Origin of the sequence: Shimia haliotis (assembly GCF_900114415.1) — a bacterium.
GTDB classification, from domain to species: Bacteria; Pseudomonadota; Alphaproteobacteria; order Rhodobacterales; family Rhodobacteraceae; genus Shimia; species Shimia haliotis.
On record NZ_FOSZ01000006.1, the window covers coordinates 21,550 to 46,513 of the forward strand.

Genomic DNA, 24,964 nt, shown 5'->3' on the forward strand with positions numbered 1-24,964 from the left:
TCCCGCCCCCAAAAGGAGGGTTTGAAGCGTGGCGAAATCAGGCAAATGGAGAGCTTTTTCAATGTTGGGCCTGCCAAAGGAGTTTGATGAGATGGCGTATTACGCCTTGAAAACTAACTTATTTCTGGACAATGTCTTAACATATGAATTGATTGACGCATAGCATTTACAAGGCACGCAACCGGCGTGATTGACCCCCTTCAGATGGCTTGCAAACGGTCCGGAGTGCAAAGCATGCGATCAAGTTGGATTCGAAAAGGGAAACTCCTTTCGGTGCCGAAGACGCACCGATGGTGGGACTCCCATATTCAGGTTCCGGTCGTTCTCCCTGTCTCCGACACTCTCTGGCGGGTTTATGTGGCCGCGCGCGACGTAAACAATCGCGGTTCAACGATCATGGCCGAACTTGACCCCTCTCGCGACTTTGAGGTCTTGTCGATTTCGCAAGGTCATATGCTCCTGCCTGGTCCCCCGGGGAGTTTTGATAGCCAAAGCGTAGGCATCACAAGCGCCCAATCTGATGGCGATCACGTGGTTTTTGCGGGCGGGGGAATGCGGCTTCTGAACGACAGGCCCTACGAAATATCGACCAGCATCGTGGAAAGTCATGACGGTGGCGCAACCCTTCAGAAGGTCGGCACCACACCGATTGTGACCGGTGGAAAGGACAATCCATTCGGCGCAGGTATGGCGCAGCTCATACGCACCGATGGAAGATGGCACCTCTGGTTCACAAGCTTCCGCTCCTGGTTTCGCAAAGACGGCATCGATGCAGAACCCCGAACAGATATCCGGCATGCAGTTTCCGACGATTTGCGAACTTGGACACAGGATGAAATCCCCGCTATTGCGCTGGCAGGAGAGCACGAAGGCGCGCTGACACGGGCCAGTGTCCTTCCTTGTCCGGAGGGGTATGAAATGTGGTATTGCTCCCGTGGGCGTTTTGATCCCGTTGATGACACGCTGCGCCGATATAAAATCGGCTATGCGACTTCCGTTGACGGCACACACTGGACGCGGCGCGATAGCGAACACGCTTTTCTCAACCCACCACAGTCAGGGGATTGGGATCACGAGATGCAGTGCTATGCGACGGTCGTATCGTTTCAGGGAAAAACCTATATGATCTATTGTGGCAACACCTATGGTCTCACGACGATCGGCTATGCCATCCGAGCCAACGACGGGGCCTGAAATGACCGCACCTGAGCCAATCACAGTCGTCATTTTGTCCCGCAACCGCCCGCTCTATCTTTGGGCCTGTCTGGACAGCCTCTATCGCTATACCCGCCACCCTGCGCGCTTCGTGCTGACGGACAATGCGTCCGACGATCCCATGGTGCGCGACGTGGTGCGCGGCTTTGAACGTCGCGGCATGTTTCATGCGGTAGAATGGCACGATGAAAACGACCCCCAGCGCATTTTGAAAACCGTTCGGGATTACGTCAACGGCCCCGCTGACAAGGTTGTCGCGATCGAAAGCGATGTCACTGTTTTTGACACTGATCCCTGCTGGCTTGGTCGCATGAACGCGTTGATGGATGATCATCCGGAGCTGGGTCTTTTGGGCTCTTATGTGGACAAGCGAGACTTTATCCCGGTGGAAGACACTGAAGCTCTGGTGCCTGATTTGCCCCCCAACCAAGCGGTGATGATGATCAAAACCCGCAGCCCGGAACGGACTCTGCCGGACACGCCTCCGGATGAGGCGCTGATTGATCCGTTCAACCCACCGGGGCGGTTGATCATGGCCCGCAAGAGCATGATGTCCAAAATAGTCTATGCGCTCGATACTCGCATGTATAAACACGCCAAAGAAGCCGGCATAGGCTGCGCGATCGCCCCCTCGGTGCGCCACCGGCATCTCTCCCTTTTGAACGCCTACGACTACCCCGAATTTGATGTAAAAAAACGACGGGAACACTTCGTCAACAATCGCGACCCTGTATACGTTTTGCCGGATACCTCCAACGACGACTAACCCGACGCCCTCAGGGTATTTTCTGCCAGCCCCCATCGCCTGCCCAGCATCATTAACTGAAAATTAACCCTACCTAAGATTGTATGAACGAGAAGCGCTCTCCGCGTTGGATGTGCGCGTTGGCATATTGGTTAGTTCGTTTTCTTGTGATTGGTTTTGGTTCAGAACTCACAGTCGTTGCCCCCTTTTTTACAAAGGGCAACGCCTCCTTGATCTCACGGCATCTCTTTGTTGCCCTGTCCCACGCATTTGCCACAACGACCGCACTGGACATAACGTGCGCGCCCAAGCGACTGCATGTGCCTCATGCCGAAACAATCCGCAAATCCGAGGTCTGGAAGCCTTCAGAGATCGCAAATGTCATCGTCTATTGCCGCCGGCACCACGAGGCCCTTTGCAGTCTTCTGAACGGCCTCAACAGCAGCGCTACCAATATCCTCTTTGTCCCTAAAGACGCTCTCGACACCACGCATGCACGCGACCTCCCAATACAGCGGGTATCGGGGTGCCTGCTCCAATCCGGCAAAGACCTGCGCAGACTGAAGCCACAGTTGCCAAATGCAGCGACTGCTGGATTTGTGTTTGAACCTCCCGCGCTGGCAAACCCCATGTGCGATACGTCAGAAGACATCAGGCACACGCTGAACGCGCTGATCTTTGAGAGCAAGGATGGCCGACCTCCGCTGCAGCCCTCCTCACAGCCGCTCAACGCCGGATATTTCCCTTGGACGACGATCTCCGGTTCCTTCCTGTCTGCTGCAACGGACGAGCTCGGCACACTTGATGCAATAGGCCGCTCTCGCTGCCTCATTCTCGCGTCAGAAACCGAAGCGCAGGATTGGCAGATCGCAGCGGCCACCATTCTCGGGAAACCCATTTTTGACGTGCGGCCCCGCAAGCCCGCGCCGGACGACATCTCGGCCGCCAGCATTTTGGCACCGGCCGATCTCGACCTGCGCTCGATTCTGATCTGGATCGAAAACTTCGCCAGAAAGGAGGGAACATGGTCACTGGCAAAACTCAAGTCGAGGCACTTCGCAATGAAACGCTTTTCTCGGAGTGCTTTCTTGCAAAATCTGATCAGGTCCGGCCATTTCTCGACCACCGCTTGATTGCGATCCATCCGTCAGACGACGGATGGGAGGAAAAGAGCGGCGGCTTTTGGGGGGACGGGTGGTCCTCCCCATACTTCAGAGTGTCCTATGCCGCGAATGCGCCGGCGCTTGGCTATGCCCTCAAAATGTTCCGCCCCGAAGTCGCAGGTGACACCGCGCTTGTTATTCGTTTCGGAGAGCACCAGTTTGCCACGCTTGAGCTAAAAGCCGGAGAGCCGGTTTGGCTTGTGATCCCCAAACCTGCGGATCGAACCGCCCCTAAAGACATTTTTTCGCTGGCTGTCACCCGCGCCTTTCACCCGAAAACCACCGACACGCGCGATCTCGGGATTTGTATTCTCACCCATTTGAAACCGGAGGAGGGCAGTTGAACTATTTTCCGCACCCGAAAACCTTCGAAAGACGCCCCGACCTCGACGCTCTTTTTCAGGCCTTTGCAACCCCCACGGATCTAGGCGCCAGAATCGTCAAGGGTCTCATCGCCTCCTCGATCCGTACAACCGGCATCAACGATACCCACTATCGGGATGACAACGAGGACATCGCGCGGGCTCTGGATGGCGGAGCGCCGACAACTCCGACCGAGCACTACGCCGAATACGGCTATTTCGAGAAACGCTCCGCCCTGCCTGCCAATTTTGACAGCGACTGGTATGTCCGAACCTATCCGGACGTCGCTGAAGAACTGAGGGCGGGGCGACTGGACACAGCCGAGCGGCATTTCATCGGGCGCGGACATCTGGAGTGGAGACTGCCCTGCGCGGCGGCCGAGGCGGATCACAAGTTCTGGATCTCTATGTTGGGAGGCTGAGGCGCTTGAGATCACTTTTTGCAGACACAACACTTAGGTTTGTCGACAGCTACATGTCCAGCCCGCTGTTTCCTTCAGAAACACTGAAGAAACATTGGGGCATGGCGCCCCTGTACGCCGTTGAATTCCTTGATTTGTTTCACGAAGCCTCCCCAGCAATACAGTCAGAGGTTTTGCCAATCTTTGACGCAGTCTTTTATGCGGAAAGAACCCATATCGACGTCGCAGCCGCGCTGGTGGATTTTTGCGAAATCGGATTGGCAGAGCTTTCTGATCCGCACCCGTTGGTTGACTTTGACTACATGAGTTATTGCCGGCCCGACCTCATTTCCAAGGGTCTGACACCCGAGGGTTTCTGGCACATCTTTAGCGAAAACCTCGTGTCTCCCTCACCTTATTTTGACATCAAACATTACCGAAGCGTCGCGTCCCTTACGGCAAACCAACCAGCTTTTTTCCATTTCGCGCATGTCGGATCCGCCCGCCACCTCCCCCCCAACGCATACGTTGATCTCCGAAAGATTGCGACAGAGACCACACAGGCGCGGGGGTCGTCGTTTCAAAAGTTCGCCGCATTTGCCAGCCACGGGGATTCCGATCTGGCGGCGCCATGGGCGCACTTCAATTTCCAGTGGTACAGCAATCGCTATTCGGATCGCGAACACCGGATCATACGCCCGCTGTATCATTTCCTCAGGTGGGGCAAGCTATCCAAGAACCTAACAACACCGGAAAAAGAGAAACTCTGTCGCCTGCGCAGGCCGCCCCACCTCCACGACGTGGAGGCCAAGGACATTCAACAAGAGACCTTCCTGCTCAGGCGTCGCGACATTGCCCGAGCACGCCGTAGATTGCGCAGATTGGCCAAACCTGTTGGTATCGCCTCTCCGGCGGGTCCAATGCGCCAAGACAGACCTGACCCAAGGCAGGAGTTTGATGCCGCGATATTCGTTCTTTTTTCCACGAATGTAGGTGAATGGACGCAGGACATGGTGCTCAAATTGATGAACGCCGGAGTGGCCCCGTCAGACATTCACGTGGCCTGTACCGCACGGCGCTCCGAAGCGTTGGCTCAAAAACTCCGCGCATTTGGCCTTCCCCGCGATAATTTCATTGGCCGCGCTCGCAGCAGTTGGAGCGCACTGATCGCTGCACTTCTGGGCGCGACGGCACCCCGGGTCGTCGCTATGCGCGACACCACGCGAAGCGATCTTGCAGCAATAGCCAGATTGCTAGAAACGTTGACCACGACACCATCCTGCGCTGCGGTCGCACCGGTCCTGCACCACACTGCTCAGGATATCTTTGTGTCTGGTGGGTCTCTTGGCGCGGATCTGGTGGCCAGAGACATCCTGCACGGCCCAACACCCCAAACACGCCCGCTGTCAGGGGTGGATTGGCTGCGGCCGGATCTGTTCGCAGCGAATGCAGAGGTGCTGCGCCACCACTTCTGTTGCGATGTTGGCAAGGATGACCTCTCCAACGCCATCGCCACATTTACGGGGCTCACGCTGAGCGGTCACGACCTGTGTGTGCTCGACTGCGAGGTGGAAGTCGACGGTGATTTTGTGCCCTGTCAATGCGAGACCGGCCCGCTTTTCTTCAAGTCGTTTCACTGGGGTGGTGCCTCTACCAACCCACGCGCCGCAGCTGCCTTGATCCAACGCCAAGCGATCCCGCGATACGCGCTGTATGATCCCGATTTCGCCGCCAATTTTCCGCTGGATGCCGACCCCGCCCTCGGATGGGCGCAGATAAGCCAAGCCACCCCCCTGTTTTCGTCCCACAAACAGCCCAAAATGCCCACGGTTCTCGGTCAATATGACCTCACCAATACCACCCAGATCACGCGGCAAATTCTGCTGGCCAAGCTTTTTGGCATCAGTGGCTTTGTTGTCTGTCTGACAGTGTCTGACCTCGCGCAACCTTTGCCCAAGGCCCTCACACCTCTGTTCAGACAATCCTCATCAGACTTCCGGATTTCGATCCGCCTCTCTTGGCAAGGCACAGACAAGTCAAAGGACCGTTTTGCGGACGTCGTCGATGCCGTGATCCGACTGTATCAGGCAGGGCACCCGATCAAGGTTGGTGACAAACCCTTGCTCGTCTTGCGCTGTGAGCAACCCTGTCACGACGCAACGCCTTTGATCGACACCATCCGAAAACGGTTTCACGCCGCAGGCCTGGGAGCGATCCATCTCTGCGGAGAAGGTCTGGCCATCGACGGAAATTCACCCACCGGATTTGACGATCTGTTTTGTGTCTTTCCGTCCGATACTGACCTTTCCAAGGCAAAGGGGTTCACCCGCCTGCGCGATCAGACCAATATTGAGGTTCATGATTATCTCGAGGCTATGTCCCGCTATTTTGGCGGCTCACCAAGCCCGAGCAATGCTAGACGCATTCTGCCTGTTTCCTTTGACAACAGCCCCCGGAACGGTCGCGACGGTCTTATTCTCCTCAATGGCGCGCCCTATATGTTTCAGGCCGTCCTTGAAGCAGGTCTGGACGCGGAAGAGATGCGCGCACCGTCCCAAAGGTTCGTTTTGCTGGACGGGTGGAACAACTGGCACCACGGCGCCATGTTGGAGCCGGACAAGAACAACGGATTTGACCGACTGATAGCGTTGGACTCGCCCCGCCTTGCCCAAGACCGGAACGTCGCCCAAACCCACCCCTCCGTGACGGGCATCGTTATTCACGCTTACTATATTGATATTCTTGAGGAAATTTTGGAGGAAGTCGCTACGCGCGCGATTGGCTTTGAAATCTTCATCACCACGCAAGCCGGCAAAGACACCGAATGCAAGGGGCTTCTGGATCGGTACGGACTACGTGGGCAGGTCTTTGTCTTTGAGAACCGTGGTCGCGATGTTCTGCCTTTTTTGACCCTTTTGCCCCACCTTCGAAGCGCCAACCTCGACTTCGTCATCAAACTTCATACCAAAAAATCCCCACATCGCACCGACGGAGACTCTTGGCGCAAGAAACTCTATCGGCCCTTTCTGGACCAAAAGGTCATCCACCGGATTATCACCAGCTTTGACTGCGATCCCGATCTCGGCGTCGCCGGACCGGCGTCCCAACTCTTGCCTTTGTCCGATCATTTTCAGGAAAACAGCGTTCACCTCGGCACTCTCGCAGAGGGCATGGGACTTTCTTTATCTGGCGACACCCTCGCGCAACCGTTTGTGGCCGGCACCATGTTCTTCTGTCGCCTGACCTGCTTTGTCGCTTTGCAGAAACTGGGTCTTTGCAGGGACGATTTCGAAGAGGAAGCCGGACAAGTCGATGGCACCCTTGCGCACGCAATTGAACGGGCTATCGCGCTGTCCTCTCAGGTCGGCGGGTATTCCGTCCAATCCATAGAAACGCTGGCCGGACTTACCCAGCCGACGTCATCAAGCTGAGGACCCCAATGGCGAAACTGATGCTACATGTCGGCACACATAAAACCGCAACCAGCTGGGTGCAGAACGCGTTCATGGTGAACCGTGACCTGCTGCATCAGCACGGTGTTTATTATCCGGATCGCGTCGTGGGCTATGCGCACCACGGCTACATCGCCCAATGGGTTCATCTGCCGGATATCTATCACGTCTTTCCGGACACACTCGCGGCGTGGCATGACTTGGCGGATCGATACGCGTCGCGCCACGGCGTGGTGGTGATGAGCAGCGAAGAGTTTTCCCGGTCGGACCACCGCGTGGATTTCGCCGCCCTGAAACCGGTTTTCAACCGGTTTGAGGAGGTACGGGTCGTCGGTTTGTTGCGAGATCAGCTCAGCTACATCCAATCGATCTATCTGCAAATCTCCAAAACCCAGCAACCCCCAGGCTGGATGGATTTTCTGGCAAGCAGTCTGCGTACCAACACCTGCTCGGGCCTGTTCCTGAACTACCACGAACTTCTCGATTTTTTTGCCAACCACTTCGGCACAGAGGCCATTGGCTTTGCCTCCTACTCAGAGGCTTCCAAAAGCGAAGGCGGCGTGCTCGGCCACTTTCTGCGCGAGACGGGCCTGTCGCCCGCGGATCTGCCTTTGGCCCCTGTCGCGCCGGAGAATGCCAACGTTTCCCAAAACCCGCTGGCAGTCTGGATGGCCAATGTGGTCGCAAGGCCGGACATTTCGACCCAGCCACTCATTCGCGCCGCCTCTGACGTATTGCAAAAGATCGCGCCTGACAGGTCCCGCTCGACAATCTACACAGAACAGGAAATCGCGACTGCGACCCGTCACTTCGCAAGGACAAACGAGGGGCTGGCAAAGCGCACAAATGGCCGGATCGACTTCACCGACGCCACGGCGTTTCCCGCACAAACCTGTGTCCACCGCAATGCCATCACCTCCGAAGCATGGGTCGAAATGTGCCGCCTCTTGTTCCTTCAGCAACACTCACCATCACTTTAACAGCAACTTCAATTGTCAAAGGACTTTTCTCATGACCAAAACAGCACTCAAGGCCGCAGACACCCCTTCAGATACCGTGAACGGGCCAAACTCTCCAAGACGCAAATTGGCCAACGTTCTCTGGGCCATGGATCAGCTCGAAAAGGGCCACACACCGCACAAAGGCGCCTTGTCGGATCAGGATCGCGAAAGCTGGGCCCTCGACATGCCGGAGTACCTAAAGAAAGCCGCCGCGATCGAGGCCGGTCTTCAGGCGCGCGGCCTCGTTTTATGCCCCTCGAAAGCCGCGCCTTCATCCTGACGCCTTATGCATTGTCCGCGGCCGACCGATACCGGACGATGCGCAAAAAATTTCTTTCTGCAAGGCGCTCACAACAGGAACCAAGCGTTCTCTGTGATGTGGAGGAAACTTAGGGGGCAGGTCTCACCTTTGCCGCTCGGAAAAGCGGAGGGATAGCGTGCAACTTTTCCGATTGTGATCTCTGCAATGGAAAGGGGCCATGACGGCCCCTCTGGGGGTGTAACGCGGAAGGCGATTAGCCGGCGGCGATCAACTCGGCTTGGGCCACGATCACTTCGGCCTGTTTGATGGACGCGATGTCGACCAGACGGCCTTTGTAAACCGTGGCGCCTTCGCCGTTCGCCTTGGCCTGTTCCATCGCGGCCAAAATCTCGCGGGCTTCGGTGACCGCTTCCTCGGACGGGGTGAATACCTCGTTGGCCAGCGCGATCTGTTTGGGGTGGATGGCCCATTTACCAACCATGCCCAAGGTCGCGGAGCGTTTGGCCTGTGCGATGTAGCCTTCGTCATCAGAGAAGTCGCCGAACGGGCCGTCAACCGGCAAGACGCCGTGGGTGCGGCAGGCGGCGACGATGGCGGCTTGCGCCCAGTGCCACGGATCGGACCAGTGCTTTTCGCCTTCGCGCACCATGTAATAGTTTTCCTGCGTGCCGCCAATGCCGGTGGTCTGCATGCCCATGGAGGCGGCGAAGTCGGCCGCGCCGAGGCTCATGGCCTCAAGGCGGGGGGAGGCTGCGGCGATGGCTTCGACGTGGGCGATGCCGGCGGCGGATTCGATGATGACCTCGAACGCGATGCGCTTGGAGCGGCCTTTGGCGGCCTCGATGGCGGTGACGAGGGCGTCCACGGCGTAGATGTCTTCGGCGCAGCCCACTTTGGGGATCATGATCTGGTCAAGGCGCTCGCCGGCCTGTTCAAGCAGATCCACCACGTCGCGGTACCAGTATGGCGTGTCCAGACCGTTGATGCGTACGGAGAGGGTTTTTTTGCCCCAGTCGATGGTGTTGATCGCCTCGATTGCGTTGGCGCGGGCCATGTCTTTGTCAGACGGGGCCACGGAATCTTCGAGATCGATGTTTATCACATCCGCCGCAGAGGCCGCCATTTTGGCGAACAGTTTGGTGTTGGAGGCAGGACCAAAGAGTTGGCAGCGGTTCGGGCGGGCCGGGGCGGCGGGTTGGATGCGGAAGCTCATGTCAGGTCTCTCGGTAAGGAAATTACGTCTGGCTTGCGTGAAGTGTTAGGAAGTTGCGCCATTCTTCGCAAGGCAAATTTCGCGCCTGCGGCATAATACGCTGCGTTGCGGCAGGGTTGCGGGAGATTCGAGGGGAATTGCCGTAGAATCGGAGAATGTTTCTCGAACGTCGCGTGATTTTCGAAGAATCTTCGAACTGTTTGGGAAATGTCGGGAGGTTCGAAAGGAATTTGCGCGATGCGTGGGCAAATATAGGTCAACAAGATTGACTTGGGGAAGTTCGAAAGGGTCGCGCGATGATCAAGACACCGTATCTTTTGTTTCTGGGCGATGCGCCGGATCAGTTGGCCGCGAAAGTGGCGCAGGGCATCAAGGACTGGCGTCCGGAGAATGCTGTGGGGCAGTTCCGGATGGAGGGCTGTAAGGCCGATATGGGGCTGACGGACATGACGTTGGTTGAGGCGCGCGAAGCGGGAGCCAAGACGCTGGTGATTGGCGTGGCAAACCGAGGTGGCGTGATTTCGCAGGCGTGGAAGAAGGTGCTGGTGATGGCGCTGGAGGAAGGATTTGATCTGGCCTCTGGCCTGCACAACCTGCTGCGCGACGAGCCGGATCTGGTCGCGGTGGCCGAGGCGACGGGGCGCGAGTTGCATGACGTGCGCGTGCCGGAGGTCGAGTATCCCATTGCGAATGGGAAAGTGCGCAGCGGCAAGCGCGTGCTGGCCGTGGGCACCGACTGTTCGGTTGGCAAAATGTACACGGCGCTGTGCATGGATGCAGAAATGCGCAAGCGAGGGATGAAATCGACATTCCGCGCGACGGGCCAGACTGGCATTCTGATCACCGGCGACGGCGTGCCGTTGGATGCGGTTGTGGCGGATTTCATGGCTGGATCGGTGGAATATCTGACACCGGACAATGACGAAGATCACTGGGATCACATCGAGGGTCAGGGGTCGCTGTTTCACGTGTCCTATTCCGGTGTGACCATGGCGCTGATCCATGGCGGCCAGCCAGATGCATTAATTTTGGCGCATGAGCCGACACGCGAGCATATGCGTGGCTTGCCTGAGTACACTTTGCCGTCCTTGCAGGCGTTGCGGGACACCGCTTTGCCGTTGGCCAAAGTGGCCAATCCGGCCTGTGAAATTGTCGGGGTGTCGGTGAACACGCAGCACATGGGCGAGGATGAGGCAAAGGCCTATCTGGCTGAGGTGGAGGCTGAGATGGGGCTGCCGACAATCGATCCGTTCCGCTTTGGTGCGGGCAAGCTGGTGGATGCGCTGGCGGCGATCTGATGCGCGAAGGTTGCGCCTGCCTAGGTAGGCGCTTGTGTTCGGTGAGTGTTTCTCACTAGCATCGCAAAAAGCGTGGCGTCTCGTCAGTGTGGGGCGTTGCAAATGCGCCTGCCGAGGGGCAGGCAGGCGCAGCCCGCCCTGACGGTCGGGCGGAAGTTTTCAGGCTGTCCCGAAAAGAAAGCAGGCTCATGCAAATCACCGTCACTCCTGATGTGTTCAAACTGGCGCAGGTGTTCACCATTTCGCGTGGATCGCGGACCGAGGCGAAGGTTCTGACTGTGAAGGTCGAGGATGACGGGCATGTGGGCTGGGGCGAATGTGTGCCCTATGCGCGCTATGGCGAAACGCTGGAGAGCGTGACGGCGGAAATCGAAAGCGTCACAGGGCCGGTGTCGCGGCAAGGTCTCTATACGCTCCCCGCAGGGGCCGCGCGCAACGCTTTGGATTGTGCGCTTTGGGATCTGGAGTGCAAGAAGGCCGGAAAACGGGCGTGGGAGTTGGCGGGTTTGCCAGCGCCAAAGCCGGAAATCACGGCCTATACCTTGTCGCTGGCGGAACCTGCGGAGATGCAGGCGCAGGCGGCGAAGAATGCGCATCGGCCGCTTCTCAAGATCAAGCTGGGCACACCGGATGACATGGCGCGGCTTGAGGCTGTGCGGGCGGGCGCGCCGAAATCGACGATTATTGTGGACGCAAATGAAGGCTGGTCGGCGGAGGTCTATGCCGATCTTGCGCCGCATCTGGTGCGGCTTGGTGTGGCGTTGGTGGAGCAGCCTTTGCCGACGGGTGAAGATGAGGCGCTGATCGGGATGGAACGGCCGGTGCCAGTCTGTGCTGATGAGAGCGCACATGACTGTTCCACATTGGCCAACTTGAAGGGTAAATATGATGTTGTGAACATCAAGCTCGACAAAACCGGCGGGCTGACCGAAGCGCTGAAACTGCGCGAGGCGGCGTTGGCCGAGGGCTACAAGGTGATGGTGGGCTGCATGGTTGGCAGCTCGCTTGCGATGGCCCCTGCGACACTGGTTGCGCAGGGGGCAATGGTGACAGACCTTGACGGACCGCTTCTGTTGGCCGAAGACCGTGACCAACCACTGATTTTTGACACTGCCGGAGTGCATCCGCCTAGCGCGGCGCTCTGGGGCTGAGGAGTAAGACATGAGCCGCACCGTTTACGTCAATGGCGAATACCTGCCGGAAGAAGACGCCAAGATTTCCATTTTTGACCGCGGGTTCCTGATGGCGGATGCGGTATATGAGGTGACATCCGTTCTGGACGGCAAGCTGATCGATTTTGAAGGCCACGCGGTGCGTTTGAAGCGCTCGCTGGATGAGCTCGACATGGCTGAGCCTTGCAGCAAAGACGAGTTGCTGGAAATTCACCGCAAGTTGGTGGAGGAGAACGGCATCGTTGAAGGGCTTGTGTATTTGCAGGTCACACGTGGATCCGACGGCGACCGAGATTTTGTTTTCCCGTCTGACGACACACCGCCGTCGATCGTGCTGTTCACTCAGAACAAGCCGGGTTTGGCGGATAGCCCTGCGGCCAAGAAGGGCGCCAAGATCATCTCGATCGAGGACATCCGCTGGGGCCGTCGCGACATCAAGACAGTGCAGCTTTTGTATCCGTCGATGGGCAAGATGATGGCCAAGAAGGCCGGTTGCGACGATGCATGGCTGGTGGAAGATGGTCATGTGACCGAGGGCACATCCAACAATGCGTATTTCGTGAAAGACGGCGTGATCGTTACGCGCCCGCTGAGCAACGACATTCTGCACGGGATCACCCGCAAGGCGGTGCTGCGGATGGCGGCGGAGGCACAGCTGAAAATTGAAGAACGCCTGTTCACCATTGAAGAAGCGCAGGGCGCGGATGAGGCGTTTACCACCTCTGCCAGTGCCTTTGTGATGCCTGTTGTGGAGATCGACGGCGTGGCGCTGGGCGATGGCACACCGGGGCCAATTGCAACCCGCTTGCGCGAGATTTATCTGGATGAGAGCCTGAAGGCTGCGATCTGATTTCAGGTTGTAGCGGAGTTAAGACGGCGGGGTTTTGGCCCCGCCTCTTTTATTTGCGGGTCTTTTCCACCAGCGCGCCAAAGGCGGGGCGAGCGCGGGTGGTTTTGATATAGGCGAAGAGATCCGCGTTGTCCGTCGGGAAACCCGCGGCCTTGGCCCATGTCGCACAATGGGTGAGGATGATGTCGGGGATCGTGAACATCTCGCCCATCAGATAGGGGCCTTTGCAGCGGTTCATCATGAGAGCCATGTTGCGCTCATATTCCCACATCAGGGTCGGCTTGATTTCCGGCACGCGTTTTTCTTTGGGCAGGATAAAGCTGTGGCGGCTGGCGACCCAAAGCTGGGACTCAATTTCGTCAAGAAGCGTTTGGGTGACGCTGTCTTGTTGCGCGCGTTCCGGTGAGCCGGCGGGATAGGTCAGCGCGCCGTGCTTGTCCGCGAGATAAGTGAGGATCGCCGTGCTGTCGGTGATCACTGTGTTGCCGTCGCGCAGGATGGGGATTTTGCCCGACGGATTGAGCGCGCGAACGGCGTCGCTTTGCGGCAGTTCCGGAATGTAGGTATAGGGCTGGCCCAATTCTTCGAGCAGCCACATGACGCGGAATGCGCGGCTGGTGGAACTTCCGATAACGTCATACATGCTGTGTCTCCCTTTGAGTCACAGAGTGCCAAGAGGCGGTTGGTGGCACAAGCCGTGAGTGTGGCGGATGACGCGGGGTTTGTTCGGTGAGTATTTCGGCCGAGGTTGCGCTTATCTGCGCGCTAGCATGGCCAGACGCAGGAAGAGGCGTTCGACAAGCGCCATATCAGGGGCACGTTGACCGGCGGAGCGCAGTTGCAGATCGGTGTCAGTGAGGCCGGTGAGGGCCTGTTCCAGTTTTGGTGCCCCCCAGCCCGACGCCTGACGCAACATGCGGTCGCGGCGGGGGCCGAAGATGGGCGGGCGCATGCGGGAAATGCCTTGTGCAGCGCCGCCAGGATCGGAAGCGGCAGTGTAAAGCGCGCGGAAGTGGCGGGTGGCGGCGATCAACAGAGAGACCGGGTTGGTGCCTTGGGCCTCGAGTTTGCGCAGCACGGGGCCAAGTTCCTGAGCGCGGCCTTCGGCGACGATATTGAGAATGTCGTCGAGCGCGGCTTCGGTTGAGACCGGCGCGCAGGCGGCGACGTCCTCGGAGGTCACAGGCAGGTCATCGTTGAGTTTATAGAGGGCCAGTTTCTCGAGCGTTTGCCGGAAATCGCCGGGATCCAGTTCCCGCGAGAGGTTGAAGAGGTCGGTCATCGCCTCGTGGTCGATGTTTTTCAGACCTGCGGCGGTGAGATCGCTTTCGATTTCTTCGCGCGAGGGTGGGTCGTTGTAAATGCCCACGGCATAGGTGCGGGCGTGGTTTTCAAAGGCTTTGCGGATTTTCGAGCTGGCCTTGAGTTGGCCTGCGGTGACAACGATTTGCGCGTCGCCATGGGTCCAATCTTCGAGCGCGGCGAGAATGGCGGGCGCGGCGGTGTCGTTGGCGTCTTCGACAAAGGCAACGCGCGGTCCGGGAAAGAAGCTGACTTCCTTGATCGCGTCGTGCAGTTTCGCCTTGTCTTTACGCAGTTCGGCGCCCGGAATGCGGGTGAGGCGCATTTCTTCTTCGCCCTGCGGGCCGATCAGTGCGGCGATGAGTTCTTGTCGTTTGAGCGCCACGCGCATCGCGTCGGGTCCGTAAATCAGGACGCCGGTGCGGTCTGGATCGGGTTTGCCGAAGTAGCGGTTTGCGTCGCGGGCGGAGAGCTTCATAGCGCGTTGGTGGTGGCGTATGCCTGCAATTCGGCGACGATGCGGTCGGCGAAAATCACCATCAGGCGCTCGTATGCGTCTTCTCGGGCGGCCACTTCGGAGACCGTGGAACCGCTGGCTGAGTAGCCGGTGAAGCTGTTGACTGTGTTGCTTGTGACAACTTCCCTGGTTTCCAGATCGCGCAGCGCGTAAGTGACTTCGCCAACAATATCAAAGCGCGAGGTGACTTGCGCCACGGTTTTCCCGACGGCTTTTTCTTCGGTTTTGATGGCGTGGCTCAGACCGTATTTGCCGCCCGATGTGCGGCCCAGACGGTCTTCGAGCTCGCGCACCAGAAGGTAACCTTCGTTTGTGTTGGGCTCGTCCATGACGACTTGACCCAAAAGGCCCTGAGCCGCACCGGAGGTGCCATAGACGGGTTCAAAGCCGCAGCCAGCCAGCGCGGGGGCGGTGGCTGCGGTGAGCAGAAGAAAGTTGCGACGGTTATATAACAACGTTCACGATCCGGCCGGGGACAACGATGAGTTTCTTGGGCTGGGCCCCTTCCAGCCGGCTGGTGACAGCTTCGTGCGCGAGAACGAGTTTTTCAACCTCTTCCTTCGGCATGTCCTTGGGAACGGTCAGTTCGCCGCGGCGTTTGCCGTTGACCTGAATGGGCATGGTCACGTTGGCCTCAACCAGCATTGCCTCATCCGCAACGGGCCACGGGGCGTTGATCACCAGACCTTCGCCGCCAAGCATCTGCCAGATGTCCTCAGCCAGGTGGGGTGTCATCGGGGCCATAAGTTGGGCGAGCGCTTTGGTGGCTTCGCGTTTGGCGTCGCCGCCCGCCTTGGACTTCGCCAAGGTGTTGGTGAAGCCGTAAAGCTTGGCGATGGACGCGTTGAAGCCGAAGCTTTCGACGCCAAGTGTCACGTCGCGGATCGCCTTGTGCATTTCACGCAGGAGGTCTTCGTCACCTTGGCCTGTACCGGCGGGCATCTCGGCCACGTCGGTGGCGATGCGGTGCACGCGGGAGAGGTGTTTGTAGGCCGCTTCGGCACCTGACGCGGTCCATTCCACGTCACGTTCGGGCGGACTGTCAGACAGCACGAACCAGCGGGCGGTGTCGGCACCGAAGGACGTGATGATGTCTACGGGGTCCACCACGTTGTTTTTGGATTTTGACATTTTGGCGGAAGGCACGATGTCGACCTCGGAGCCATCTTCCTTGAGGAAGGCTTTGCCGTCGCGCAGGTCGACCTGCTCGGGGTAGAAATAGGTCGGGCGGCCGCTTTGGTTTTCGCGTTTGTAGATCGCGTGGGTCACCATGCCTTGGGTGAAGAGCGCGTCAAACGGCTCTTTAGCCGATTCCGGCAGGTGGCCGCAGATGTGCATCGCGCGGGCGAAGAAACGCGAATACAGCAGGTGCAGGATCGCGTGCTCGATGCCGCCGATGTATTGGTCGACGTTCATCCAGTAGGCAGCGTCTTCCATGTTGGTCGGGGTGTCTGCCTTTGGTGCGGTGAATCGGGCGAAATACCACGAGCTATCGACAAAGGTGTCCATGGTGTCGGTTTCACGTTTGGCGGCTGCACCACAGGTCGGGCAGGCGCAGTCGCGCCACGTTGGGTGGCGGTCCAGCGGGTTGCCGGGCACGGAGAAGTCGATCGGCTTGCCGCCTTCGTCATAGGGCAATTCGATCGGCAGGTTTTCTTTCTTCTCGGGCACCACGCCACAGCTGTCGCAGTGGACAACCGGGATCGGGCAGCCCCAGTAGCGCTGGCGGGAGAGTCCCCAGTCGCGCAGGCGGAAGTTGGTGACGCCTTTGCCCCAGCCGGTCTTTTCAGCGAAGTCGATTGTGGTGTCGATGGCTTCCTGGCCTGTGGCCTCGTCCAATCCGGCGAAGTGGTTGACCCATTTCACCTTTTCTTCCTTGCCCGGAACAAATGCGGTGGTGTCCACGGGTGTCTGGTCGTCGAGCGCAAAGAAGGTGTCGACAACCGGCAGGTCATACTTGCGGCAGAAGTCGAGGTCGCGCTGGTCATGGGCTGGGCAGGCGAAGATTGCGCCGGTGCCGTAGTCCATCAGGATGAAGTTGGCGATCCAGACCGGCAGTTCCCAATCGGGTTTCAGCGGGTGTTTCACGCGGATGCCGGTGTCGTAGCCGAGTTTGGGCGCCGTTTCGATGGCTTCCTCGGTGGTGCCGCCCTTGCGGCATTCGGCAAGGAAGGCGGCCAGTTCTGGATTGTCGGCTTCCAGTTCTTTGGAAATCGGGTGATCAGGCGAGATGCCAACAAAAGACGCGCCCATAAGAGTGTCTGGGCGTGTTGTATAAACGGTGATCGGCTCGCCTGCGTCGGTGCGTTCAAAGCCGAATTCCAGACCGCGCGATTTGCCGATCCAGTTTTCCTGCATAAGGCGGACCTTGGCGGGCCAGTTGTCCAGACTTTCGAGCGCGGTCAGCAGTTCGTCAGAATGTTCAGAGATTTTGAAGAACCATTGTGTCAGCTCGCGGCGTTCCACCAGCGCACCAGAGCGCCAGCCGCGGCCGCCTTCGACCTGTTCGTTGGCAAGCACGGTCATGTCGACCGGATCCCAGTTCACCACTGCGTTCTTGCGGTAGACGAGGCCTTTATCGAGGAAGTCGAGGAACAGCGACTGTTGCTGGCCGTAGTAATCGACGTCGCAGGTGGCAAACATCCGCGACCAGTCAAGCGAGAGGCCCAGCGGCTTCATCTGCTCAACCATCGTGTCGATGTTGGAGTAGGTCCAGTCCTTGGGGTGGCCGCCGGAGGCCATCGCGGCGTTTTCGGCCGGCATGCCAAAGGCGTCAAAACCCATCGGGTGCAGCACGTTGTGGCCGGTGGAAATTTTGTAGCGCGCGATCACGTCGCCCATGGTGTAGTTGCGCACGTGGCCCATGTGCAGTTTGCCCGAGGGATAGGGGAACATCTCAAGCACATAATACTTGGGTTTTTGTTCATCCCGAACGGCCTTGAAGGTCTCGTTCTTGGTCCAGGCGTCCTGCCAGCGGGCTTCGATTTCGGCGGGTGTGTAGCGCGACATGGGGGCGTTACCTTTGTTTGCAAATTGCGGCGGTCGCGGCGGATGCGCGACAATTGTTCCGGCAATCTGATAGGCGGGCTTGGCGTCGCGGTCCAGTGCCGAGCCATGAAAATGCACCGGTTGCAGGCTTACGGAGGCCAGATTCTGCGATATACATTCGCTAAACAGCGCTATTTCGCGGGCAGGCAGCATGAAAATCCTCTTTATCCACCAGAACTTTCCCGGTCAGTTCAAACATCTGGCTCCGGCGCTTGTGGAGCGCGGACATGACGTTGTGAGTCTGACGCTGCGGGTGAAGGAGGCCGGTTCGTGGAAGGGCGTGCGGCTGGTGCCATATGATATCAAGCGCGCGCCTTCCAAGGGGTTGCATCCGTGGCTGGTGGATTTTGAAACCAAAATGCTGCGGGCTGAAAGCTGTTTTGTGGCTGCGCGCAAGCTGCGGGACGAAGGATTCACCCCTGATGTGATTGTGGCCCATCCGGGTTGGGGCGAGCCGATGTTCCTGCGGGATCTGTGGCCGACGGCACGGATCGGCCTGTATTGCGAATTGTATTATTCCAACCGAGACAATGATGTTGGGTTTGATCCGGAATTCCCCAAGACGGATCAGGAAACTGATACCATCCGGCTCCGGTTGAAGAACATGAACAACATGATGCACCGCGGGGTCGCGGATCTTGGCATCAGCCCGACGAAATTTCAGGCAGGAACCTATCCTGAGGATTGGCAAAAAGTGATCTCGGTTATTCACGACGGGATCGACACAAATGTGGTGAAGCCCAACGCGGATGCGTCTTTTGAGCTTGAAGGCGGTCGCGTTCTGACGCGCGAAGATGAGGTGATCACCTTTGTGAACCGCAATCTGGAACCGTATCGTGGCTATCACGTGTTTATGCGGGCGTTGCCGAAGTTGCTCAGGGAGCGTCCGAATGCGCAGGTTCTCATCGTTGGCGGTGATGAGGTGAGCTATGGCGCGGCGCCGCCAAAAGGGCGGACGTGGAAACAGATCTATATAGACGAGGTGCGCGGCAAGATCGCGACGCCGGATTGGGAGCGGGTGCATTTCCTTGGGAAGGTGCCTTATGATCGGTTCCTTTCCATGCTTCAGATCACCCGGGCGCATGTCTATTTGACGTATCCCTTTGTGCTGAGCTGGTCGTTGATCGAATCCATGGCCATTGGCGCGCCGATTGTGGCCAGCGACACCGCGCCGTTGCAGGAAGTGATCACCCACGGGGAAACCGGACGCTTGTTCCCGTTTTTTGATGGGGACCGAATGGTCGATGAGATCAGTCTTGTGTTGGATGATGCGCAGATGCGGGCGGGTATGGGCAAGGCTGCGCGCGCCTTTGCCGTAGAGGGCTATGATCTGGAGAGCCGGTGTCTGCCGCGACAATTGGCGTGGATTGATCAGCTCTTTGACATGCCCGCTGGTGATGTCACCGTTTAGATGGTCACAAAAAAAGGCCGCACGGAACGGCGGCCTTTGTCTTAAATGCTTTGCCTGCGATTAGAAGCGGCTGTCATCAATCCGAATTTGACGGGCGCGGGTGAGGATCGCATCCTCGACTGCGCGTGTGGTGCCTTCGGAGACCGCGCGTCCGTTGCGCGTCTGCATCGCCACGGACAAAGAGCGCGCATCCAGTGCTGCGTCACGGATATAAACAGTGGCGCGATAGCTCTGACCGCCGCCCGGCGGGGTACCGTACCCTGTGGAGATGACGCCGGAGAACGGATCAACGGTCTGTATGGGCAAGAAGTTCAGAACATCCAGAGAGGCTGCCCAGAGGTATTTGTTGACGCTCAGCGTTACATCACTGTTGTCGGGACCGAAAATCGTCCAGATCGACTCTGTTTTGTTGCTGTCTGACGAGTTGTATCCATCAAGCGGGTTGCCCGTGACGTCGCGGTCGCCGGATCCAGATCCGATCGCGGTGCTTTGAGGCGCGGCCGACCTGTTTCCGCAAGCGGTGGTCAGCGCCAGTGCGCTCAGGATAAAAATCATTGCCGTGCGGCGGAATAGGTCCATGGTACAGCCTTTAGAAATGTCCCGTTACTGTCCTAGCCAAGCCAATCGCATTCGGCAAGGTGAATAGTCGAATTGCCTCGCGCGCGTGCGCGCGGAAACAGCATGCAATCAGACTGGGCGGGTTTGATGTGTCTGGAACGAGTGTGACATGTCTGCACCATTTCTATTCACAATGAGAAACGCGTCATCGGATTTCTTGCAAACGGACCCTCAAAAGAGCGAAACCCTTGCTCATACCCAGCGCGGGATTCTCCGTGTTGGGCTCATGAATTGGAAAACTCGAGGGAAAACTCATGAAAAAAGTTCTCTTCGCAACCACCGCGCTGATCGCGACCGCGGGCATGGCTGCAGCAGAAATCAACTTTGGCGGTTCCGCACGTTTCGGTGTTGTATACGACGACTCGCTGACAACTGACGAACTCCAGATCCACAACCGCTTCACCCTGAACATCGACGGTTCGGTTGAAACCGACTCCGGCATCGAGTTCTTCGCACGCGTTCGCGTTCGTGGCGGCAACACCGGCGTTGCCGGCCTGACCAACTCTGGTGTTTCCGCACCGCGCGTTGGTATGTCCGTAGCGGGCTTCACCCTGGCAACCGGCAACATCCTGGGCGCGTACGAATCCGCACCTGGCATCTATGACGGCGCAGTTGGTCTGACCGGTCTGGGCTGGGGCAACTTGGTAGGTAACACCACCGTTGCAGCATTCGACTGGGACTCCTTCTCCTCCGCGGGCGCTGGCTCCAACGGTGTTGAAGTGATCTACTCCAACGCTGGCTTCGGTGCACACCTGTCGCACAGCCCGTCCAACGATCGCACCGCGCTCAACGCGTCCTACAACTTCGGTGACTGGACTGTTGCTGGTGCATACCAGGACGGCACAACCACAGCGAACGACAAGTGGGCTCTGACCGCTGGCGGTTCCTTCGGTAACTTCGGTGTTGGCGTTGCGTTCGGTGACAACGACGGTCTGCAGAAATGGCGCCTGAACGGCTCCGCTTCCTTCGGCGCGGGCACAACTGTAACCGCATACGTTGCAGAAGAAGACACCGCTGGTGTTGACATGAACTACGGCCTCGGCTTCACCCACTCCCTGGGTGGCGCGGTTCTGGCAGGTGGTGTTGCAGGCACCGCCGGCGGCACAACCCTGGCCGACCTGGGTGTTCGTTTCTCCTTCTAATTCAGAAGAAGAAATACATCATAGAGAGGGGCGGAACTTCGGTTCCGTCCCTTTTCTTTTGCGCTGTCAAGATCGAGCGAATTCGGGTGTCGGAGAACGTGTCGAAATCACCGAAAATTCGGGTCGTGGCGTGCCGCGTGATGTGGCAATCTGGCAAAATCATTCCTTTGTAAATAATTGAAATTTATCGAGTAAATAGAATTTGAGCAATAAATTGCCGACCGTTGAGGGGATTTCCGCCGCCGGTTCCGGGGTGTGAAAAATCAAGGGTAACTAGGCGCTTGTGAGCAAAAAAAAATCAGGTGATAGGAGAGTTGCGCGCGCCCAAATTCACGGGCTCCTCAGTGCGCTAAAACAACAATAGGAAGTGTCATGAAAAACGTTCTCCTCGCCTCTACGGCGCTTGTTCTGACTGCTGGTGTCGCAGCGGCAGATATTACCTTCTCCGGTGGTGCACGCTTTGGTGTTCTCTACGACTCCACAACCGGCGCAGCTGACGAGCTGGCGCTGCACAACCGTTTCACCCTGAACATTGACGCAGCAACCGAGACCGATTCCGGTATCGAGTTCTTCGCCCGCGTTCGCGTTCGTGGCGGCAATTCCGGCACAGCGGGCATCACTAACTCCGGTGTTTCCGCACCGCGTGTAGGTATGTCGGTCGGTGGCGTTGAAGTTGCGGTCGGCAACATCAAAGGCGCACTTGAAGAAACCCCGGGTCTCTATGATGGCGCGGTTGGTCTGACCGGTCTGGGTGACCTCAACGTTGTTGCAACCGGCAACTGGGATTCCTTCAGCTCTGCTGGCGCAGGCGTCAACGGTGTTGAAGTTCTCTATTCTGCGGGCGCATTTGGCGCGCACCTGTCGCACAGCCCCGTGAGCGACCTTACCGCGTTGAACGCATCCTACGCGTTTGGCGACTGGACCGTTGCAGCGGCCTATCAAGATGACGCGGCGGCAGGCTCTGCGAACGACACTTGGCTTGTGACTGCCGGCGGTTCGCTTGGCAACTTTGGTCTGGGTGCCGCTTACGGTGACACAGATGGCAACGCAAAGTTCCGTGTAAACGGTTCTGCTGCACTTGGAGCGGGCACCAAAGTAACAGCGTTTGTGGCTGACGACGAGAGCGCGGCAGAAACCATCTGGGGTCTGGGTTTCACTCACTCCCTGGGCGGCGCGGTTCTGGCTGGTGGCGTTGTTGCAGACGGCACCGGCGAAAACCAGGCCGATCTGGGTGTGCGTTTCTCTTTCTAAGAGAGGCCTACAGCCATCAGGTTGGAAGGGCGGGTCTTCGGACCCGCCCTTTTGTGTGCGCAACTTCTTGTGATCAGCCATTGTGATCACCGCGCAGGCTCTTGGAGCTCTGTAAGTGCAAGAAGCGTTGATTCGAACACAGGGCGCAGGAAACGCGCGCGGCGGGAGCGTGTCTAATCTGCATTAAATTTTAGATATTTGATTAACCAAGATTCGGGCCATTTGACCCGAAAAGCGCCTTTTGTGGCGGGAGCTTGCCGACGCAATTGTCGGAAATTTGCCGATAATTGAGGCCACCGCGGCGCGGCGCGAGTTGGGTGTTGTGTGCGCTGCATTGCCCGTCGAAAGAGGCGACGAGAACCCGAAAACGGGTCACTCGACCCACAACCCAACTCTAGGAAGTGTTATGAAAAACGTTCTCCTTGCCTCCTCGGCACTTATTCTGACTGCTGGCGCAGCCGCCGCAGACATCACCTTCTCCGGTGACGCACGCTTCGGTATCGTACACGACAGCTCCGTTTCCGCGGACAACACAGGTATCCACAACCGCTTTACTCTCAACATTGATGCGGCGACTGAAACCGACTCCGGTCTGGAGTTCTTTGCCCGCGTTCGTGTTCGTGGCGAGAACACCGGCGTTGATGGCGACCCTGTCACTCCCGGCAACCAAGCAAATGCATCAGGCGTTTCCGCACCTCGCGTTGGTGTTCGGGCCGGCGGTGTTGAAGTTGCCGTAGGCAACATCAAAGGCGCCATCGAAGAAATGCCTGGCCTCTATGGCGGTGAAGTTGGTCTGACCGCACTGGGCGACCTCAACGCTGTTGCTAAAACAACTCGTACCAGCGACAACTGGGATATGTTCAGCTCCGCTGGTGGCGGCGCTAACGGCGCGGAAGTTCTGTACTCCGGCAACGGCATTTCCGGCCACCTGTCCCACAGCCCCGTCAGCGACCGTACCGCCCTGTTCGCAGCGTATGAGCAGGACACATGGTTTGTTGCTGGTGGTTATCAGACCGGTGATCTGTCGATCGACGACAAAGTGATCCTGACCGCAGGTGCAACATTTGGTAACTTTGGCGTTGGCGCAGGCTATGCCGACAACGACGGCACCGAAAAATGGCGTTTGAGCGGCACCGCACGTGTTGGCGCGGCGACTGTTCTGACCGCATTCGTTGCAGACGATGAATCGGCAACGGAAACTCTCTGGGGTGTGGGCTTCAATCACGACCTCGGCGGTGCGGAATTCGTTGGTGGTGTTGTTTCCGACGAAGACGGCGAAAACCAAGCTGACCTGGGTCTGCGGTTCAACTTCTGATCCTCGACACTGGCTTTAGGCTACGAGAGAGGCGGCGCTGTTGCGCTGCCTCTTTTCTTTTGCGCGATGTTGGTGTTCTTTGCGCCAACGCCAGCCGAAACGGAGACAGCTATGTCGCTGACTGAGATCACTGCCAAGATACATAAGGCCGAAGAGGCCGCGGACCGACCTGTGGGCGCGACCGATCTGATTGCGGTGAGCAAACGACAGCCAGACGCGCGGGTCGCGGATGTTCTGGCCGAGGGGCACCGAGTTTTCGGAGAAAATCAGGTGCAGGAAGCCGCCGGCAAGTGGCCCGGCTTCAAGGAACAGTTCGACGGCGTGTCCGTGCATCTTTTGGGACCGTTGCAGACCAACAAGGCGCGGCAGGCGATGGAGTTGTTTGACGTCATTCATTCTCTGGATCGCCCGAAGTTGGCAAAGACGCTGTCGCGACTGGCACAGGAGACCGGTAGCTGTCCTGATCTTTTCATTCAGGTGAACACCGGTGAGGAGCCGCAGAAAGCGGGCGTTTTGCTTGCGGATGTCGATGGATTCGTCGCGGACTGCCGCGCGTTGGAACTGCCGGTTGTCGGATTGATGTGTATCCCGCCGGTCGATGAAGAGCCGTCGCTGCATTTCGCATTGCTTGCCAAACTGGCGACGCGCAACGGGCTTGCGGGTTTGAGCATGGGCATGAGCGGTGATTTTGAGCGGGCGGTGGCGCTTGGGGCGACCTGTGTGCGGGTTGGCTCTGCGATTTTTGGCGAGCGCCCGACGCAAACGTGATTGTGCGCTCTGCCGCTGAATGTGCGATTGTGAGGCGGACAGATTTTGTTTCAGAGGTTTTACCATGCGCATTTTTACCGGAATTTTCCTGCTTTGCCTGAGCGCCGGCACGGCGTCTGCGGAGTTTTCCCTGCGATTTGACAGTTGGGGCGATATCCCGTTTTGCAACAATGGCAACCCGAAGTCGGTGAACAGTCCGGCGTTTGTCCTGACAGATATTCCGGCGGGTACAACGACCGTGCAGTTCTATTTCCGCAATCTGAACACGCCCGCAGCCAACCGCGGTGGCAGCAAGCGACTTGCGGTGCCGGCGGATGGACGGTTTCCGGCGGGCACATTCAAGTATCGCGGGCCCTGTCCGATTAATGGCGTGAACACCTATGAATGGAAGGTCACGGCGCGGAATGGCAATCGGGTTAGCGGCAATGCAAAGGCGCGGCGCGACTACCCTGAATAAG

At 58.1% G+C, this 24,964-nt stretch carries 23 protein-coding genes; 17 read left to right on the forward strand and 6 right to left on the reverse strand.

What is annotated here, in order from left to right; genetic code table 11:
* Positions 1-273: 273 nt before the first annotated feature.
* The 8 genes from BM069_RS14165 to BM069_RS14200 all read left to right on the forward strand — a co-directional run bounded on the left by BM069_RS14165 (position 274) and on the right by BM069_RS14200 (position 8,619).
* Positions 274-1,194: a glycoside hydrolase family protein gene (locus BM069_RS14165; RefSeq protein ID WP_093324668.1), complete on the forward strand. Its 921-nt coding sequence runs from the start codon at positions 274-276 to the stop codon at positions 1,192-1,194.
* A 1-nt stretch (position 1,195) separates the two neighbouring features.
* On the forward strand, positions 1,196-1,981 hold the full coding sequence (locus BM069_RS14170; RefSeq protein ID WP_093324669.1) for a glycosyltransferase family 2 protein: 786 nt from the start codon (positions 1,196-1,198) through the stop codon (positions 1,979-1,981).
* A 209-nt stretch (positions 1,982-2,190) separates the two neighbouring features.
* Positions 2,191-3,093: a hypothetical protein gene (locus tag BM069_RS14175; RefSeq protein WP_170846753.1), complete on the forward strand. Its 903-nt coding sequence runs from the start codon at positions 2,191-2,193 to the stop codon at positions 3,091-3,093.
* Positions 3,090-3,467 (forward strand): hypothetical protein, encoded by a 378-nt coding sequence (locus tag BM069_RS14180; protein ID WP_093324672.1) that lies wholly within the window; start codon positions 3,090-3,092, stop codon positions 3,465-3,467. The genes BM069_RS14175 and BM069_RS14180 overlap by 4 nt, the downstream gene beginning before the upstream one ends.
* Entirely contained in the window at positions 3,464-3,907 is a 444-nt protein-coding gene (locus tag BM069_RS14185) for a hypothetical protein (protein ID WP_093324673.1), read from the forward strand. Before BM069_RS14180 ends, BM069_RS14185 begins: the two co-directional genes overlap by 4 nt.
* Positions 3,908-3,912: 5 nt before the next feature.
* Entirely contained in the window at positions 3,913-7,317 is a 3,405-nt protein-coding gene (locus BM069_RS14190; protein ID WP_139216212.1) for a glycoside hydrolase family 99-like domain-containing protein, read from the forward strand.
* A gap of 8 nt (positions 7,318-7,325) precedes the next feature.
* Entirely contained in the window at positions 7,326-8,318 is a 993-nt protein-coding gene (locus BM069_RS14195; RefSeq protein WP_093324676.1) for a hypothetical protein, read from the forward strand.
* A gap of 31 nt (positions 8,319-8,349) precedes the next feature.
* Positions 8,350-8,619 carry a hypothetical protein gene (locus tag BM069_RS14200; RefSeq protein WP_093324678.1) on the forward strand — a complete coding sequence of 90 codons (270 nt, stop codon included), beginning with the start codon at positions 8,350-8,352 and terminating at the stop codon, positions 8,617-8,619.
* Between the two features lie 235 nt (positions 8,620-8,854).
* On the opposite strand, the gene BM069_RS14205 is transcribed toward BM069_RS14200, so the two are convergent.
* Positions 8,855-9,814 carry an L-malyl-CoA/beta-methylmalyl-CoA lyase gene (locus BM069_RS14205; protein WP_093324679.1) on the reverse strand — a complete coding sequence of 320 codons (960 nt, stop codon included), beginning with the start codon at positions 9,812-9,814 and terminating at the stop codon, positions 8,855-8,857.
* A gap of 296 nt (positions 9,815-10,110) precedes the next feature.
* Here BM069_RS14205 and dgcN point away from each other — a divergent pair, with 296 nt between their 5' ends.
* The 3 genes from dgcN to BM069_RS14220 all read left to right on the forward strand — a co-directional run bounded on the left by dgcN (position 10,111) and on the right by BM069_RS14220 (position 13,134).
* Positions 10,111-11,112, forward strand: coding sequence for an N-acetyltransferase DgcN (dgcN, locus tag BM069_RS14210; protein WP_093324681.1), 1,002 nt, complete (start codon positions 10,111-10,113; stop codon positions 11,110-11,112).
* Positions 11,113-11,300: 188 nt separating this feature from the next.
* Positions 11,301-12,263: an N-acetyl-D-Glu racemase DgcA gene (gene dgcA / locus BM069_RS14215; protein ID WP_093324961.1), complete on the forward strand. Its 963-nt coding sequence runs from the start codon at positions 11,301-11,303 to the stop codon at positions 12,261-12,263.
* Positions 12,264-12,273: 10 nt separating this feature from the next.
* The gene (locus tag BM069_RS14220) at positions 12,274-13,134 is read left to right on the forward strand and encodes a D-amino-acid transaminase (protein ID WP_093324682.1); all 861 of its coding nucleotides are present in this window, start codon (positions 12,274-12,276) and stop codon (positions 13,132-13,134) included.
* Between the two features lie 49 nt (positions 13,135-13,183).
* On the opposite strand, the gene BM069_RS14225 is transcribed toward BM069_RS14220, so the two are convergent.
* The 4 genes from BM069_RS14225 to leuS all read right to left on the reverse strand — a co-directional run bounded on the left by BM069_RS14225 (position 13,184) and on the right by leuS (position 17,962).
* Positions 13,184-13,777, reverse strand: coding sequence for a glutathione S-transferase family protein (locus BM069_RS14225; RefSeq protein ID WP_093324683.1), 594 nt, complete (start codon positions 13,775-13,777; stop codon positions 13,184-13,186).
* A 111-nt stretch (positions 13,778-13,888) separates the two neighbouring features.
* Positions 13,889-14,914 (reverse strand): DNA polymerase III subunit delta, encoded by a 1,026-nt coding sequence (holA, locus tag BM069_RS14230; protein ID WP_093324685.1) that lies wholly within the window; start codon positions 14,912-14,914, stop codon positions 13,889-13,891.
* Positions 14,911-15,408: an LPS assembly lipoprotein LptE gene (gene lptE / locus BM069_RS14235; RefSeq protein WP_244503630.1), complete on the reverse strand. Its 498-nt coding sequence runs from the start codon at positions 15,406-15,408 to the stop codon at positions 14,911-14,913. The genes holA and lptE overlap by 4 nt, the downstream gene beginning before the upstream one ends.
* Positions 15,398-17,962, reverse strand: coding sequence for a leucine--tRNA ligase (gene leuS / locus BM069_RS14240; RefSeq protein ID WP_093324964.1), 2,565 nt, complete (start codon positions 17,960-17,962; stop codon positions 15,398-15,400). Before leuS ends, lptE begins: the two co-directional genes overlap by 11 nt.
* 190 nt (positions 17,963-18,152) lie before the next feature.
* On the opposite strand from leuS, the gene BM069_RS14245 reads away from it, so the two are divergent.
* Positions 18,153-19,412 (forward strand): glycosyltransferase family 4 protein, encoded by a 1,260-nt coding sequence (locus tag BM069_RS14245; RefSeq protein WP_093324686.1) that lies wholly within the window; start codon positions 18,153-18,155, stop codon positions 19,410-19,412.
* Between the two features lie 60 nt (positions 19,413-19,472).
* On the opposite strand, the gene BM069_RS14250 is transcribed toward BM069_RS14245, so the two are convergent.
* Positions 19,473-19,991 (reverse strand): DUF3576 domain-containing protein, encoded by a 519-nt coding sequence (locus BM069_RS14250; RefSeq protein WP_093324688.1) that lies wholly within the window; start codon positions 19,989-19,991, stop codon positions 19,473-19,475.
* Between the two features lie 293 nt (positions 19,992-20,284).
* Here BM069_RS14250 and BM069_RS14255 point away from each other — a divergent pair, with 293 nt between their 5' ends.
* The 5 genes from BM069_RS14255 to BM069_RS14275 all read left to right on the forward strand — a co-directional run bounded on the left by BM069_RS14255 (position 20,285) and on the right by BM069_RS14275 (position 24,963).
* On the forward strand, positions 20,285-21,172 hold the full coding sequence (locus BM069_RS14255) for a porin (RefSeq protein WP_093324689.1): 888 nt from the start codon (positions 20,285-20,287) through the stop codon (positions 21,170-21,172).
* Positions 21,173-21,544: 372 nt separating this feature from the next.
* On the forward strand, positions 21,545-22,423 hold the full coding sequence (locus BM069_RS14260; protein ID WP_093324691.1) for a porin: 879 nt from the start codon (positions 21,545-21,547) through the stop codon (positions 22,421-22,423).
* A gap of 406 nt (positions 22,424-22,829) precedes the next feature.
* Positions 22,830-23,738, forward strand: coding sequence for a porin (locus BM069_RS14265; RefSeq protein ID WP_093324692.1), 909 nt, complete (start codon positions 22,830-22,832; stop codon positions 23,736-23,738).
* Between the two features lie 111 nt (positions 23,739-23,849).
* Positions 23,850-24,506, forward strand: a complete 657-nt coding sequence (locus BM069_RS14270) for a YggS family pyridoxal phosphate-dependent enzyme (protein ID WP_093324694.1) — start codon at positions 23,850-23,852, stop codon at positions 24,504-24,506.
* Positions 24,507-24,570: 64 nt separating this feature from the next.
* Entirely contained in the window at positions 24,571-24,963 is a 393-nt protein-coding gene (locus BM069_RS14275) for a hypothetical protein (RefSeq protein WP_093324695.1), read from the forward strand.
* The last annotated feature ends 1 nt before the right edge of the window (position 24,964 follow it).

Excerpts from the sequence above, each read along its gene's own strand:
- BM069_RS14170 (WP_093324669.1), top strand. The coding sequence starts at position 1,196 with ATGACCGCACCTGAGCCAATCACAGTCGTCATTTTGTCCCGCAACCGC.
- BM069_RS14195 (WP_093324676.1), top strand. The coding sequence starts at position 7,326 with ATGGCGAAACTGATGCTACATGTCGGCACACATAAAACCGCAACCAGC.
- BM069_RS14200 (WP_093324678.1), top strand. The coding sequence starts at position 8,350 with ATGACCAAAACAGCACTCAAGGCCGCAGACACCCCTTCAGATACCGTG.
- BM069_RS14205 (WP_093324679.1), bottom strand. The coding sequence starts at position 9,814 with ATGAGCTTCCGCATCCAACCCGCCGCCCCGGCCCGCCCGAACCGCTGC.
- dgcN (WP_093324681.1), top strand. The coding sequence starts at position 10,111 with ATGATCAAGACACCGTATCTTTTGTTTCTGGGCGATGCGCCGGATCAG.
- dgcA (WP_093324961.1), top strand. The coding sequence starts at position 11,301 with ATGCAAATCACCGTCACTCCTGATGTGTTCAAACTGGCGCAGGTGTTC.
- BM069_RS14220 (WP_093324682.1), top strand. The coding sequence starts at position 12,274 with ATGAGCCGCACCGTTTACGTCAATGGCGAATACCTGCCGGAAGAAGAC.
- BM069_RS14225 (WP_093324683.1), bottom strand. The coding sequence starts at position 13,777 with ATGTATGACGTTATCGGAAGTTCCACCAGCCGCGCATTCCGCGTCATG.
- holA (WP_093324685.1), bottom strand. The coding sequence starts at position 14,914 with ATGAAGCTCTCCGCCCGCGACGCAAACCGCTACTTCGGCAAACCCGAT.
- leuS (WP_093324964.1), bottom strand. The coding sequence starts at position 17,962 with ATGTCGCGCTACACACCCGCCGAAATCGAAGCCCGCTGGCAGGACGCC.
- BM069_RS14245 (WP_093324686.1), top strand. The coding sequence starts at position 18,153 with ATGAAAATCCTCTTTATCCACCAGAACTTTCCCGGTCAGTTCAAACAT.
- BM069_RS14250 (WP_093324688.1), bottom strand. The coding sequence starts at position 19,991 with ATGGACCTATTCCGCCGCACGGCAATGATTTTTATCCTGAGCGCACTG.
- BM069_RS14255 (WP_093324689.1), top strand. The coding sequence starts at position 20,285 with ATGAAAAAAGTTCTCTTCGCAACCACCGCGCTGATCGCGACCGCGGGC.
- BM069_RS14260 (WP_093324691.1), top strand. The coding sequence starts at position 21,545 with ATGAAAAACGTTCTCCTCGCCTCTACGGCGCTTGTTCTGACTGCTGGT.
- BM069_RS14265 (WP_093324692.1), top strand. The coding sequence starts at position 22,830 with ATGAAAAACGTTCTCCTTGCCTCCTCGGCACTTATTCTGACTGCTGGC.
- BM069_RS14270 (WP_093324694.1), top strand. The coding sequence starts at position 23,850 with ATGTCGCTGACTGAGATCACTGCCAAGATACATAAGGCCGAAGAGGCC.
- BM069_RS14275 (WP_093324695.1), top strand. The coding sequence starts at position 24,571 with ATGCGCATTTTTACCGGAATTTTCCTGCTTTGCCTGAGCGCCGGCACG.